Genomic DNA, 14,369 nt, shown 5'->3' on the forward strand with positions numbered 1-14,369 from the left:
GAATGCCTCGTCCGCGGATGCGGGCTCCGGACAGCCTAGAATATACAGGTGGCTAGCTCCGATTCTTTTGTTCATCTTCACAATCACACCGAGTATTCAATGCTGGACGGGGCGGCGCGGCTGACGGATCTTTTCAGCCATGCCGACGAGCTGGGCATGAATGCGCTGGCCACGACCGACCATGGTTTCGTTTTCGGCGCCTTCGATTTCTGGTCCAAGGCCATGGCCGCAGGAATCAAACCGATTATCGGGGTTGAGGCCTACCTGACGCCCGGGACCGCCCGGCAGGACCGCACGCGTGTGCAGTGGGGCGGCGGCGGGCGCGACGACGTCTCCGGAGCAGGTGCCTACACGCACCTGACGATGTGGTCGGAGAGCACCGAGGGCATGCACAACCTCTTCCGGATGTCCTCGAAGGCCTCGCTGGAAGGGTATCTGTACAAGCCGCGGATGGACCGGGACCTGCTCCAGACCTACGGGAAGGGGCTGATCGCCAGCACCGGCTGCCCGTCCGGGGAGGTGCAGACCAAGCTTCGGCTCGGCATGTACAAGGAGGCCGTACAGGCGGCCTCCGATTTCAGGGATATTTTCGGCAAAGACAACTATTTCTGCGAGCTGATGGACCATGGTCTGGACATCGAACGCAACGTCTCCTCGGATCTGCATAAACTTGCCAAGGAACTCGGGCTTCCGCTGCTGGCCACCAATGACCTGCATTACACTCACCCGGAAGACGCGGCATCCCACGCCGCGCTGCTGTGTGTGCAGTCCGGTTCCACCATGGCCGATCCCAAGCGCTTCAAATTCGACGCCGATGAGTTTTACCTGAAGTCCCCGCAGGAAATGCGGCTGCTTTTCCGCGACTATCCCGAAGCCTGTGACAATACACTGCTGATAGCCGAGCGCTGCAGCGTGGATTTCAACACCAGCGCCAGCTTCATGCCCGTTTTCCCCGTCCCGGCGGGCGAGGACGAGAATTCCTGGTTCGTTAAAGAGGTGGAAACGGGGCTGCATTTCCGCTACCCGGCGGGCATTCCCGATGAGGTGCGCAAGCAGGCCGAATTCGAGGTCGGTGTCATCACGGCGATGGGTTTCCCGGGGTACTTCCTGGTGGTGGCCGACTTCATCAACTGGGCCAAAAACAACGGCATACGGGTCGGCCCGGGCCGCGGCTCCGGTGCGGGCTCCATGGTGGCCTACGCCATGCGCATCACGGATCTGGATCCGCTGCGGCACGGGCTGATCTTTGAGCGCTTCCTGAATCCGGAGCGCGTGTCCATGCCCGACTTTGACGTGGACTTTGACGATCGACGCCGGTCCGAGGTGATCCGCTACGTCACCGAAAAATACGGCGACGAACGCGTGGCGATGATCGTCACCTTCGGCACCATCAAGGCCAAGCAGGCGTTGAAGGACTCCTCCCGCGTGCAGGGCTATCCGTTTTCCACCGGTGAGCGCCTCACCAAGGCGATGCCGCCGGACGTAATGGGCAAGGGCATGCTCCTGACGGAAGTGCACAAAAAGGAGGCCAAGCGCTACTCGGAAGCGGAGGAGCTGCGTGAAATCCTCCGCACGGATCCGGACTCGCAGCGGGTCTTCGACATGGCGCTCGGACTCGAAGGTCTTAAGCGCCAGTGGGGCGTGCATGCCGCCGGTGTGATCATGTCATCGGATCCGCTGATCGACATCGTCCCGATCATGCGCCGGGAGCAGGACGGCCAGGTCATCACCCAGTTTGATTACCCCACCTGCGAGGGCCTGGGCCTGATCAAGATGGACTTTTTGGGTCTGCGTAACCTGACCATCATCACCGACGCCGTCGAAAACATTAAGTCCAATGCCGACGTCGACCTGGTGCTTGAGGAGCTGGAACTCGATGACGCGGAATCCTACGAGCTGTTGGCCCGCGGCGACACGCTCGGTGTTTTCCAGCTTGACGGCGGTCCGATGCGCGCGCTGCTCAAACAGATGCGCCCGGACAACTTTGAGGACATCTCCGCCGTTATCGCCCTCTACCGGCCGGGCCCAATGGGCGCCAATTCGCACACCAACTATGCGCTGCGCAAGACCGGTCTGCAGAATATCGACCCGATCCACAAGGAGCTTGAGGAGCCACTCGCCGAGATCCTTGGCGGCACGTACGGCCTGATCGTGTATCAGGAGCAGGTCATGGCCATCGCCCAGAAAGTCGCCGGCTTCACCCTGGGACAGGCGGACATCCTACGCCGCGCCATGGGTAAGAAGAAGAAATCCGAGCTGGACAAGCAGTATGCCGGCTTCGAGCAGGGCATGAAGGACAACGGCTACTCCGACGCGGCCATCAAGACGCTCTGGGACATTCTGCTGCCCTTCTCCGACTACGCCTTCAACAAGGCGCACTCCGCCGCCTACGGGATGATCTCCTACTGGACTGCGTTTCTGAAGGCACACTATCCGGCCGAATACATGGCTGCCCTGCTGACCAGCGTCGGCGACGACAAGGACAAGCTCGCCCTGTACCTCAATGAGTGCCGCAAAATGGGCATCACCGTGCTGCCCCCGGATGTGAACGAATCCAGCGTGAACTTCACCCCGGTGGGCCACGACATCCGGTTCGGCATGGCGGCGATCCGCAACGTCGGCGTCAACGCGGTGGAGGCCATGGTGTCCGCCCGCCAGGAGGCAGGGGATTTCACCTCCTTCAAGGACTACCTGCTGAAGGTTCCCGCCGTCGTCTGTAACAAGAGGACCATCGAATCACTGATCAAGGCCGGTGCCTTCGACTCGCTCGGACATCCGCGGCGCGCACTGGCGATGGTCCACGAAGAAGCAATCGATTCCGTGATCGTGCTCAAACGCAACGAGGCGGTGGGCCAGTTTGACCTGTTCGCCGGATTTGCGGAGGAGGAACCCGAGGCCAGCCTGGCCCTGGAGATCCCGGAACTGCCCGAATGGGAGAAAAAGGACAAGCTGGCTTTCGAACGGGACATGCTGGGTCTGTACGTTTCGGACCATCCGCTGCAGGGGCTCGAGGGCGTGCTCAGCCAGCACGCCGACCAGACGATCAGCACATTGATCGGCGAGGAAGGTCCGTCCGACGGCGCCATTGTCACCATCTCGGGCATGATCACCTCGTTGTCCCGACGCATCGCCAAGGCCAGCGGCAACGCCTATGCCCGGGCCGAGGTGGAGGACCTGGGTGCTTCCATCGAGGTGATGTTCTTTGGCCAGGTCTACGGTCCGATCGCCACGATTTTGGCTGAAGACCTGATAGTTGTCGTCAAGGGACGGCTGCAGAAGCGCGACGACGGCGCCATCGCGCTGAACGCCATGGAACTGACAGTCCCCGATCTCAGCGACGGTCATTCCGGGCCGGTGGTGATTTCCCTGCCGAGCTTCAAAGCCACCGAACACGTGGTGACCGCGCTGGGGGAGGTCCTCCAGACGCACCCGGGAACCACCGAGGTGCAGCTGCGGCTGGCCGGGTCACGCACCATCGAGGTCATGAAACTGGGTCTGCACCTTCGGGTGAATCCGACGCCGGCGCTGTTTGGCGACCTCAAGGTGCTGCTCGGGCCCACCTGCCTGGAGGTGTAGCGGCAGAGGTGTGGCGCCGGCACGTTGAAATCTGACCATGTTTCATTTCAGGGACCCGGCGTGTTGCGGCAACACGCCGTCGTCTTGCCCTATCCGGAGGCGACAAGCGGTCAAACTTCGGCGGCTGTTTCATTTGCTAGCGTAGAACCATGACTGAACCGCCCTCCACCGGTGCGCCGCAGTATCCGCCGGCCGTTTACGCACAGGCCGTCCCCGGCGACCTCACCAGCGCACCGCCCGCCTCGCTGCTGCGCTGGTTCAGCTGCACGGCGGCTGCCGGCATCGTTGTTGGCGTCCTATGGTGGCTGCTGGCGCCCGGAGGGGCGTTTTACGGCTCGGGGGAAGACCCCGCGAACTGGCTTCCCCGTGATCTGGTGCTGGGGACCCTCGGACTCGTGGCCGGCGTCGTCGTCGCGCTCTTCCTGCTGCCACAGCGCCGTAACCCCGGCTCGTATACCAAAGTGCTCGCCGCCGTGGTCGGCTCCGCTGCCGGATCAGTCATCGCCTGGCAGCTCGGCGATCTCGCCGGCCGGCTTTTCGGGCACGCACCGGCTCATCCCGCAAATTCGAGCATCGCATTCTCACTCCGGTCGCCGGGCGTACTGGCCCTCTGGCCTGCCATCTGTGCCCTGCTGGTGTTTGCTGTCACGCTGATCAGCCTGCTTCGCTCCGGTCCATCGCACGAACAATAGGGCGTCGGGGACGCCGCTCTCCGGCCGCGCCAGCCGGGCCCCGCACGAATAATAGGCCGTCCGGGCAGCTGTGCGCCCGCTGGTCCGGCCCGGTCACACTAAGTCCCGGACACCGGATCCGGGCAGGAACCGGTAAACTCGAACGGTGACCCCCAGCAAGATTCAGGATTCCAGCCCAGCCGCACCCGGAAGCGCCGCCGTCGTGGTGTTCCGCACCATCGATCTGCGCGGACGGACGTTGAGCCTGTCCGAGCTGCGAGGGTTAGTGCCCCGGGCCACTTCGGCTTCCGTTGCCGATGCCGAACACAAGGTCCGGCAAATTATCGATGACGTTCGGGACCGGGGGTATGCCGCCTTGGCCGAGCTGGCCCTGCGGTTCGACGGCGTCGCACAGCGGCACCCGCGGGTGCCGGCTGAGGCCCTGGCAACTGCACTGACGGAGCTGGACCCGCAGGTCCGCGCCGCGCTGGAGGAATCCATCGACCGGGCACGGACCGTTGCCACGGCCCAGCGCCCCGCCGACGTGGACGTGCAGCTCGCCGACGGCGCCACGGTGAGCCAGCACTGGATCCCGGTGGGGCGCGTGGGGCTGTACGTGCCGGGCGGCCTGGCCGTCTACCCATCGTCGGTAGTAATGAACGTTGTGCCCGCACAGGCCGCCGGGGTGGCGTCCATCGCGCTGGCATCGCCGCCGCAAAAGGGCTTCGGCGGGTTGCCGCACCCCACCATCCTGGCGGCGGCCGCGTTGCTGGGCATCGAGGAGGTCTACGCTATGGGCGGGGCCCAGGCCATCGCTGCATTTGCCTACGGCGTCGAGGCGGACATGGAGGAAGCCGGCATTGCCGAGGCGAACACTGTTGAAGCGGACGGAGCCGGCACCGACGGCCCCGGGCGCGCACCGTCGCTGCCGCCCGTCGACGTGATCACCGGGCCGGGTAACATTTTTGTGGCCACCGCCAAGCGGCTGGTGAAGGGCACCGTTGGCATTGATTCCGAGGCCGGCACCACGGAAATCGCCATCCTCGCCGATGCCGACGCCGACGCCGTTTTGGTGGCCGCCGACCTGATCAGCCAGGCCGAGCACGATCCACACGCCGCCTCCGTCCTGATCACCGATTCGGCTGCGCTCGCTGCCGCGGTGCAGACCGAGCTTAGTGTTCAAGCCGCGCAGACCCGGCACCGAGACCGCGTGGCACAGGCGCTGTCCGGCCCCCAGTCCGGTGTCGTGCTGGTGGATTCGCTGGAACAAGGCATCGCGGTCTGCGATGCCTATGCCGCCGAGCACCTGGAAATCATGACCGAGGACGCGCCAGCGGTGGCCGCCAGGATCCGCAATGCCGGGGCCATCTTCGTCGGCGACTACAGTCCGGTGAGCCTGGGCGATTACTGCGCCGGTTCCAACCACGTGCTGCCAACCGGGGGGACCGCCGCGTTCTCCTCGGGTCTGAATGTGACCACATTCCTGCGCGCCGTCCAAGTGATCAAGTATGACAAGGCGGCGCTGTCGCAGGTGGCCGCCCACATCGTCGCCCTCTCTGGCGCGGAAGACCTGCCTGCACACGGGGATGCGGTCCGGATCCGCTTCCGCAACAGCTGACCGCCTACCTCCTACAGCTGTCACCTGGGAAGGATCGCCCGGCTGCAGTGCGGCGGCTGATAATCGCCTGGGTTAAGTCACCGCCTACACAAGAAACACTACATATAGTAATCACGACGTTGTAATTCTGCCAGATGTAGTAGTAGACTGGTCCGGTAAGTCCGCTGACAGGAGGAGGGCCGGCGTGTATTGCCCATTTTGCCGTAACCCCGACTCCCGCGTGGTGGACAGCCGCATGGCCGACGACGGCTCGACCATCAAGCGGCGCCGACAGTGCCCGGAATGCGGCCGGCGGTTCAGCACCGTCGAAACCGCCAGCCTGTCAGTGATCAAACGCTCCGGAGTGGGCGAGCCCTTCAGCCGCAGTAAAATCATCACCGGCGTGCGGAAGGCCTGTCAGGGTCGTCCTGTCACCGATGATGATCTGGCCATGCTGGCCCAAGAGGTCGAAGAAACCATCCGCGCCAGCGGAGCAGCGGAGCTGGCGGCCAACGAGGTTGGGCTGGCCATTCTTGGTCCCCTGCAAAAGCTGGACCAGGTGGCCTACCTGCGGTTTGCCAGCGTCTATCAGGCCTTTGAATCCCTGGAGGACTTCGAAAGCGCCATCGGGCTGTTGCGCAGCGAGACCCCACACCTCGGGCCGACATCAGCTCCGCACGGTCGGGTCCCGGTGAAAGCCAGCGACAAGGCAGGGGAGCCAGGCGGCGGCTGAACAAGCCGCGGGACCATCAAGCTCCGGTGGTGGCCAGGGAGGGGAAGCCCGGGCCACCACCGGCACCAAGGCCACGATGGCAGCCGGCGCGAACGTCCACCCCAGCGGGCTCAGACACGTACCGGCTGGGGTACCTACTTGACGAGCTTGAAGTGCAGGGCGGCCTGCAGCGCACCGCCGACGATGCCGGCGTTGTTCTGCAGCTCGGCCGGGATGATCCTGGTTTCCAGGTCCAGCAGCGGCAGGTAATCTTCGCTGCGCTTGGAAATGCCGCCGCCGATGATGAACAGTTCGGGGGAGAAAATGAATTCCAGGTGGCTGAAGTAGCGCTGCAGCCGCTTGGCATAGTCGGGCCAGCTGAGATTTTCCCGCTCGCGGGCCGCGGCGGATGCCCGGGATTCGGCATCGGCCCCATCGATCTCAAGGTGTCCGAGCTCGGCGTTGGGGACCAGCTTGCCGTTGAAGATATATGCGGAGCCGATACCCGTTCCGAGCGTGATTACCAGAACTGTTCCCTTGACACCCTTACCGGCACCATACCGCGCCTCCGCCAGGCCGGCGGCATCGGCGTCGTTCATGACCTGAACGTCGCGGCCCAGTTCCTGCGTCAGCAGGGCGTCGACGTCGGTGCCCTTCCAGCTCTTGTCCACGTTGGCCGCGGACTTGGCCACCCCGTGCGCAATGATGGCCGGGAAGGTGACGCCCACCGGAGCATCCCTTTCCGGGGCGCCGTCGCGGGTCATCAGTTCGGCAACGATCTGGCCGACAACTTTTGCGACCGCCGCCGGGGTTGACGGCTGAGGAGTGTCAATGCGGAACCGGTCGCCGACCAGCTTGCCCTTTTCCAGGTTAACGACTCCGCCCTTAATACCGGTGCCGCCAATGTCAATCCCGATGACGTTGGAATGGGGCGAGGACTTTTTCGACATGCTGGCTCCGGGAGGGTCGGTGGGGGTTGATAAGGACAGACTGCAGGCGGCTGGCGATAATATACCGGTCAGGGCAGGGTGAGGACTTCGGCTCCCGATTCAGTGACCAGCAGGGTGTGTTCAAACTGTGCGGTGCGTTTGCGGTCACGTGTGACCACTGTCCAGTCATCGTCCCACATATCCCACTCAATGCTGCCGAGCGTCAGCATGGGTTCGATGGTAAACACCATGCCGGTCTCCATCCCAGTGCTGTAGGCCGGGGCCGCGTCATAATGCGGAATAATCAAACCGGTGTGGAACGCCTCACCCACTCCGTGCCCGGTGAAATCACGGACCACCCCGTAGCCGAACCGCTTCGCATAGGACTCGATGGTGCGGCCAATGACGTTGATTTCGCGCCCGGGTGCCACGGCGCGCGTGGCCCGCGCCAAGGATTCCCTGGTGCGCTCCACCAGCAGCCGGGATTCCTCGTCAACGTCGCCGCACAGGAAAGTGTAATTTGTGTCGCCATGCACACCATTGATGTAGGCGGTGATATCGATGTTGATGATGTCCCCGTCCTGCACCACGGTGCTGTCGGGGATGCCGTGGCAGATGACCTCATTCAGTGAGGAGCACAGCGACTTGGGGAAACCGCGGTAGCCCAGCGTGGAGGGGTAGGCCTTGTGGTCCAGGAGGAATTCGTGGCCCACTCGGTCCAGCCTGTCCGTCGTCACTCCTGGTTCAATGTACTTGCCGACCTCAACGATGGCCTGGGCCGCGATTCTGGAGGCGATGCGGATCTTTTCCACCGTTTCCACGGATTTGACCTCGGATCCGGTGAACTTGGCCGGCCCCGCCTTGCCCACATATTCCGGTCGCGGGATGGAAGACGGAACGGGCAGCACGGGGCTTACCTTTCCTTGCACAAGAGATCCGACGGGGGCGGTGGTGGCGTACGCAGGCATGGTCCTATCCTATAAGGAGTCGCCGGACCCCGGGTCTGCCGATCGCCCGAAGTCTTTGCTTAAAGCAGCTTTACTGTCAGGAAGGAGCAGCAATGCCGCAGTTCTGGTACAACGTCAACACCCACCAGGTCGAAGAGGACGCCATGTCCGATTACAAGCAGCTGATCGGCCCGTACAACAGCCGTGAAGACGCCGAAAAGGCGTTGGAGAAGGTCAAGGCCCGCAATGAGTCCTGGGAAGCGGGCGACGACGACTGACCGTTCCCGACGCGCGCATGGCGCGCTGAGCAGACTCACGGTGCCTGACAATCCAGAAGCAGCCTAGAAGGAGTGCTCGGGGCCTGGGAACGTTCCGGCCCGGACATCGTCCCCGTACGCCTTGGCGGCGCCGGAGAGCACGGTCCGCAGATCCGCGTACTGTTTCACGAATTTAGCGATGTGTCCGGTCCGCAGGCCGGCCATGTCCTGCCAGACGAGCACCTGGCCGGTGGTGGAATTCCCGGCGCCAATGCCTACCGTCGGCACCGCAACGGCGGCGTCGACAGCCGCCGCGACGTCGGAGGGAACCATTTCCATCAACACACAGAACGCGCCCGCCTCAGCCAATGCGACGGCGTCGTCTGTCAACGCCTGTCCGGCGCCGCCGCGGCCCTGCACACGGTACCCGCCCAGGGCGTGCTCGCTTTGCGGGGTGAAGCCGATGTGCGCCATGACGGGTATGCCGGCGGCAGTCATGGCCCGGACGGTGTCCGCGTAGTAGGCGCCGCCTTCCATCTTGACCGCGTGCACCAGTCCTTCCTTCATGAGCCGGACTGAAGAGTCGATGGCCTGCGCCGTAGATGATTCGTAACTTCCGAATGGCAGGTCGGCGACGATAAGGGCACGATGGGCGCCGGCACTGACTGCACGGGAGAAGACAATCATTTCGTCGAGGGTGATGGGCAGCGACGTCTCGTAGCCCAGGACGTTGTTCGCGGCCGAGTCACCGATCAGCAGCACCTCGATGCCTGCCTCGTCGAAAATCTGGGCGGTGTACTGGTCATACGCGGTCAGCATGGCGAATTTCGTGCCGTTGTTCTTTGCCGCTTGCAGGTGGTGGGTCCGTATGCGCTTGATGGGAGCGGACGGAGGCGTGGGCCCTGAGCCGTACGGGGCGGCGAGCTCGGCGGGCGTATTGGAATCAGGAGTGCTTACGGGGACCATGGATAGAGCTTAACGCCGGCGGTGACCGGCCATGACCTGCTGCAGACTTGGACCGGTAATGTGACGAGGACGGGCGGCACCTGAGTCGCCGGGTCGATTGATTGACGTCCGGAAGGCAGAATGTCACCGATGCGAGGGCAATGGTCAGTAAAGTGAGTATGGAGCTGCCGTCGATCACTGGCCGGCGGCCCGCACGCCGACCCCGGAACGGAACCTGCGGGTGCACCAAGGCATCCTTGGTACGCCACGACGGTTCGTCATCCGAGTCAGAAACGAGGGCATTTTGGATCGCCAGCAGGAATTTGTTCTTCGTACCATCGAAGAGCGTGACGTGCGCTTTGTGCGCATGTGGTTCACCGACGTCGTCGGCTCGCTTAAATCGGTGGCCTTGGCTCCAGCCGAGGTGGAGGGCGCGTTCGAAGAAGGTCTTGGTTTTGACGGTTCCGCGATCGAGGGCCTGGCCCGGGTATTCGAGTCCGATATGCTGGCGCAGCCGGATCCGTCGACGTTCCAGATCCTGCCGTGGCGTGGTGAGAAGGATCAGACATCGCGGATGTTCTGCGACATTCTCACCCCCGACGGCAAGCCGTCGGCGGCGGATCCGCGCAATGTGCTGAAGCGGACACTGGCGAAGGCCGCCGACATGGGGTTCACCTGCTACACGCATCCGGAGATCGAGTTTTACCTGCTGAAGTCCCAGGACCTCGGCCCGGACGGCATACCGGTTCCGGTGGATCAGGCGGGCTACTTTGACCACGTTCCCGGTGGCGTTGCCCAGGACTTCCGCCGCACCGCCGTGACCATGCTGGAAAATGTCGGCATTTCGGTGGAGTTCAGTCACCATGAAGGCGGACCGGGGCAGAACGAGATCGATCTGCGGTACGCGGACGCGCTGCAGACCGCGGATAATATCATGACGTTCCGGACCGTGATCAAAGAGGTCGCGCTCCAGCAGGGTACGTATGCCACGTTCATGCCGAAGCCTTTCTCGGATCATCCCGGCTCCGGAATGCACACGCATTTCTCCCTCTTCGAGGGGGATACCAATGCGTTTTATGAAGCGGGTGCTGAGTTCCAGCTTTCGCTGACGGCCCGGCAGTTCATCGCCGGGGTACTGCGTCACGCGCCGGAATTCACAGCGGTGACGAACCAGTTTGTGAACTCCTATAAGCGGCTCTGGGGCGGCGGGGAAGCACCCAGCTATCTGTCCTGGGGGCACAACAACCGTTCGGCGCTGGTGCGGGTGCCGCTGTACAAGCCCGGCAAGGGTCAGTCCGCCCGGATCGAGTACCGCGGTATCGATTCGGCGGCCAATCCGTACTTGGCGTATGCCGTGCTGCTCGGTGCCGGGCTGAAGGGTATCGAAGAGGGCTATGAACTGCCCGCCGCGGCCGAAGACGACATCGAATCGCTGACCGCCGCCGAGCGCCGGGCGATGGGGCATGATCCACTTCCGTCCAGCCTGCATGATGCGGTCCGTCAGATGGAGGATTCCGAGCTGATGGCGCACATTCTCGGCGAGCAGGTTTTTGAACACTTCCTGCGCAATAAGCGGGCCGAATGGCAGGAATACCGGCTCCAGGTCACCCGCTATGAGCTGCAGCGCTATCTGGGCATTCTCTAGCGTGCGCACGTGACGGGGTTCAACCAATGACAGGGACGCGCGGGTGAGGGGATGGCAACGGTGAGAAGCCTGCAGCACACGCTGATTGCCAACGGCTTCGCGGATCTTGACAAGAGCGAGCGGTTCCTGAACGCCCCGGAGCTGGCCGGCATCGGGGCGTCCGTGCTCTTTGAGGGGCTGGCCATGGCCGCGGATCCGGATCTGGCGTTGCAGTCGCTGGTCCGGCTGCTCAGTCACAATCCGGGGTTGAAGGAACTGATCGACGACGGCGTCCAGCGCAGCGAACCCTTGTTCCGCCTGCTCGGAGCCTCCGAGGCGCTGGCGGAATTCCTGATGCGCCATCCGGAGCACCTGGACGTGCTTTCCGTCGCTGTCGGCCCGGAGCCCAGGGCCAGGGACGGCGCCGGGCTGAGATCATCGCTGCTGCAGGCGGTCGGCGCGGATCCACAGGCCGATCCGCCCGTGGCGACCATGCACGGGACGCAGGCGTACATTGCCCTGCGGACCCGCTACCGTAGGCATCTGACGGAGTTAGCCATCCGTGACCTCTGCGCGGCCTCACCGCAGGATTTCCTGCCCGACGCCGGGGCGGAGCTGGCCGATCTGGCCGGTGCCGCGCTGGAAGCGGCGCTGGCGGTGTCCCGCCGCGAGCTGGCGTTCAAGGTGGCACCCGGCGACGTTGCCCGGGTCCGGCTGACCGTGATCGGGATGGGCAAATGCGGGGCACATGAACTGAACTACATTTCCGACGTCGATGTCATCTACGTGATCGACGCGCCGGGGATGGACGAAGCGCACGCAGCCGCGGTCGGGAACCAGCTGGCCGCGGGTATTTCGCACGCAATCAACGCCCCTGCCCGTGAGCCGGGCCTCTGGGAGGTGGATGCGAATCTGCGCCCAGAGGGCAAGGACGGGCCGCTGGTGCGGACGCTGGAATCACACCTGACCTACTACCGGCGCTGGGCCCAGACCTGGGAATTCCAGGCGCTGCTGAAGGCGCGCACCGTCGCCGGAGACGCGGAGCTGGGCCGCCGTTATGAAGATGCGGTGGCGCCGCTCATTTGGTCGTCCTCGGAGCGGGAAGGTTTCGTCGAGTCGGTCCAGAGCATGCGCCGCCGGGTGACGGACAACATCCCCCTACAGGACGGCGCGCGGCAGATCAAGCTCGGCAAGGGCGGCCTGCGCGATGTTGAATTCACCGTCCAACTGCTGCAGCTGGTGCATGCCAAGGCCGATCCGTCGCTGCGCTGCAGGGATACGACGACGGCGATCGCGGCGTTGTCCTCCGCCGGGTACATCGGGCGCACGGACGCGCGGGAATTTGACGCCGCCTACCGGTATCTGCGGGTGCTGGAGCACCGGATCCAGCTGGTTCGGCTGCGGCGCACCCACCTGATGCCGGCCACGGACAGCGGCTTGCGGGCACTGGCAAAGTCCTCGATCGGCCCGCTAAGCACGGCGCGCCCCACCGCGGATTCGCTGCTGGCGCAGTGGCAGAAGGTCAAACGCAGTGTCCGCGCCCTGCACGAGCGGATTTTCTACCGGCCGCTGCTGACGACGGCGGCACACCTGAGTGCCGATGACGTCCGGCTCACGTCCGAGGCGGCGCAGGGACGTCTGGCCGCGCTCGGCTACCGCGACACCAGCGGTGCCATGCGCCATATCGAGGCGTTGACCTCCGGCGTCAGCCGCCGCGCGGCCCTGCAGCGTCAGCTGCTTCCGGTGCTGCTGGATTGGCTGGCCGACGGCGTCGATCCCGATGCGGGTCTGCTCGCCTTCCGGCGGGTCAGCGAGGCGCTGGGTACCTCGCACTGGTACCTGGGCATGCTCCGCGACTCGCAGGCGGCAGCCGAGCGGCTCTGCCATGTTCTCTCCAGCTCCAGACTCATCACTGATCTGCTGGAGGTCTCGCCTGAATCCACCGCCTGGCTGGGCACGAACAACGAGCTGGTGCCGCTGAGTTTTGAGGCGCAGTGGCAGGAAATCCGCTCCAAGATGTCCCGCCATCCGGAGCCGAATGATGCCATCCGGCTGATCAGGCTGATCCGCCGACGCGAGGTGCTGCGGATCGCGATTGCCGACTGCTCGGGCCTGTTAAAGCAGGACGACGTCGGCCTTGCCTTGGCGGATGCCGACCGGGCCGCCGTGCTGGGCGCACTGCACGTGGCCGAAGCCGAAGCGTACGCTGCGGCCGGACCCAAAACGAAGCTACTGGTGGTGGCGATGGGCCGGCAGGGCGGACGCGAAATCGGCTACGGCTCGGACGCGGACGTCCTCTACGTGCACCGCGCCCTCCCCGGTGTTCCCGGCGCCGAGGCGCAGCAGCAGGCCGAGGCTATGGTGTCCCGGCTCTCGGTGCTGCTGACGCAGCCCCTGAAGCCCGCCATTCCGGCCGAACGGGTGCTGACCATCGACGCGGACCTGCGCCCGGAGGGTAAAAAAGGGCCCATGGTCAGGTCGTTGGCTTCCTACCGTGAGTATTATCAGCGCTGGTCGCTGATCTGGGAGGCGCAGGCGCTGCTGCGGGCCACGCCGATGGCCGGCCCCGATGAGCTGGCCACCGATTTTACCGCCATGATCGATCCGGTCCGTTACCCCGCCACGCTGACGGAAGCCGATCTGCGCGAGATCCGCCGGGTCAAGGCCAGAGTCGAATCCGAGCGGCTGCCCCGCGGGGCGGACCCTGCCCGGCACCTGAAATTGGGCCGCGGCGGCCTGAGCGACGTCGAATGGCTGGTACAGCTGTGGCAGCTCCAGCACGCCCACAGTGAGCCGGCTCTGCGCACGACATCCACCCTTCTGGCGCTGGAGGCGGCCCGGGAACTGGGTCTGGTCACCGCGGAGGATGCCGGGCTGCTGGCCAACAGTTGGCGGCTGGCCAGCAGAATCCGCTCCGCCAATGTGATCTGGAGCGGCAGGTCTTCGGATCTGTTGCCCTCCTCGCGCCGTGACCTTGAGGCGGTGGCGCGCTGGTGCGGCTACGACGGCGGTCAAGCGGCCCAGCTCGAGGACGATTACCTTGGCCTGACCAGACGGTCCCGGGCGGTCTTCGAGCGGCTGTTTTACGGGTTTTAGCTGGATAACCGACCC

Annotated in this window: 10 protein-coding genes; 7 read left to right on the top strand and 3 right to left on the bottom strand. The window is 64.4% G+C overall.

The genetic code is table 11. From position 1 onward, the window contains the following. Positions 1-48 precede the first annotated feature (48 nt). From dnaE to nrdR, 4 genes are all read left to right on the top strand, one after another. On the top strand, positions 49-3,576 hold the full coding sequence (gene dnaE / locus ACLLJI_RS06310; protein ID WP_434619233.1) for a DNA polymerase III subunit alpha: 3,528 nt from the start codon (positions 49-51) through the stop codon (positions 3,574-3,576). Between the two features lie 149 nt (positions 3,577-3,725). After that, on the top strand, positions 3,726-4,268 hold the full coding sequence (locus ACLLJI_RS06315) for a hypothetical protein (RefSeq protein WP_434619236.1): 543 nt from the start codon (positions 3,726-3,728) through the stop codon (positions 4,266-4,268). A 145-nt stretch (positions 4,269-4,413) separates the two neighbouring features. After that, on the top strand, positions 4,414-5,865 hold the full coding sequence (hisD, locus tag ACLLJI_RS06320; RefSeq protein WP_434619239.1) for a histidinol dehydrogenase: 1,452 nt from the start codon (positions 4,414-4,416) through the stop codon (positions 5,863-5,865). A 184-nt stretch (positions 5,866-6,049) separates the two neighbouring features. Next, positions 6,050-6,577, top strand: a complete 528-nt coding sequence (gene nrdR / locus ACLLJI_RS06325) for a transcriptional regulator NrdR (protein ID WP_434619242.1) — start codon at positions 6,050-6,052, stop codon at positions 6,575-6,577. A gap of 134 nt (positions 6,578-6,711) precedes the next feature. On the opposite strand, the gene ppgK is transcribed toward nrdR, so the two are convergent. Together ppgK and map are read right to left on the bottom strand one after the other, a co-directional pair. Further along, positions 6,712-7,506 (bottom strand): polyphosphate--glucose phosphotransferase, encoded by a 795-nt coding sequence (gene ppgK, locus ACLLJI_RS06330; protein WP_434619245.1) that lies wholly within the window; start codon positions 7,504-7,506, stop codon positions 6,712-6,714. A gap of 68 nt (positions 7,507-7,574) precedes the next feature. After that, positions 7,575-8,453, bottom strand: a complete 879-nt coding sequence (gene map / locus ACLLJI_RS06335) for a type I methionyl aminopeptidase (RefSeq protein ID WP_283560771.1) — start codon at positions 8,451-8,453, stop codon at positions 7,575-7,577. Between the two features lie 92 nt (positions 8,454-8,545). On the opposite strand from map, the gene ACLLJI_RS06340 reads away from it, so the two are divergent. After that, positions 8,546-8,710 (top strand): SPOR domain-containing protein, encoded by a 165-nt coding sequence (locus ACLLJI_RS06340; RefSeq protein WP_283560770.1) that lies wholly within the window; start codon positions 8,546-8,548, stop codon positions 8,708-8,710. Between the two features lie 63 nt (positions 8,711-8,773). Here ACLLJI_RS06340 and panB read toward each other — a convergent pair whose 3' ends face one another. Further along, the gene (gene panB / locus ACLLJI_RS06345) at positions 8,774-9,655 is read right to left on the bottom strand and encodes a 3-methyl-2-oxobutanoate hydroxymethyltransferase (RefSeq protein WP_434619250.1); all 882 of its coding nucleotides are present in this window, start codon (positions 9,653-9,655) and stop codon (positions 8,774-8,776) included. 283 nt (positions 9,656-9,938) lie between these two features. Between panB and glnA the strand changes: the two genes are divergently transcribed. Both glnA and ACLLJI_RS06355 read left to right on the top strand, forming a co-directional pair. Then, entirely contained in the window at positions 9,939-11,279 is a 1,341-nt protein-coding gene (gene glnA / locus ACLLJI_RS06350) for a type I glutamate--ammonia ligase (protein ID WP_434619253.1), read from the top strand. A 51-nt stretch (positions 11,280-11,330) separates the two neighbouring features. Beyond that, positions 11,331-14,354 (top strand): bifunctional [glutamine synthetase] adenylyltransferase/[glutamine synthetase]-adenylyl-L-tyrosine phosphorylase, encoded by a 3,024-nt coding sequence (locus ACLLJI_RS06355; RefSeq protein WP_434619256.1) that lies wholly within the window; start codon positions 11,331-11,333, stop codon positions 14,352-14,354. The last annotated feature ends 15 nt before the right edge of the window (positions 14,355-14,369 follow it).

Source organism: Arthrobacter sp. A5, from assembly GCF_051131705.1.
Taxonomy (GTDB): domain Bacteria; phylum Actinomycetota; class Actinomycetes; order Actinomycetales; family Micrococcaceae; genus Arthrobacter_M.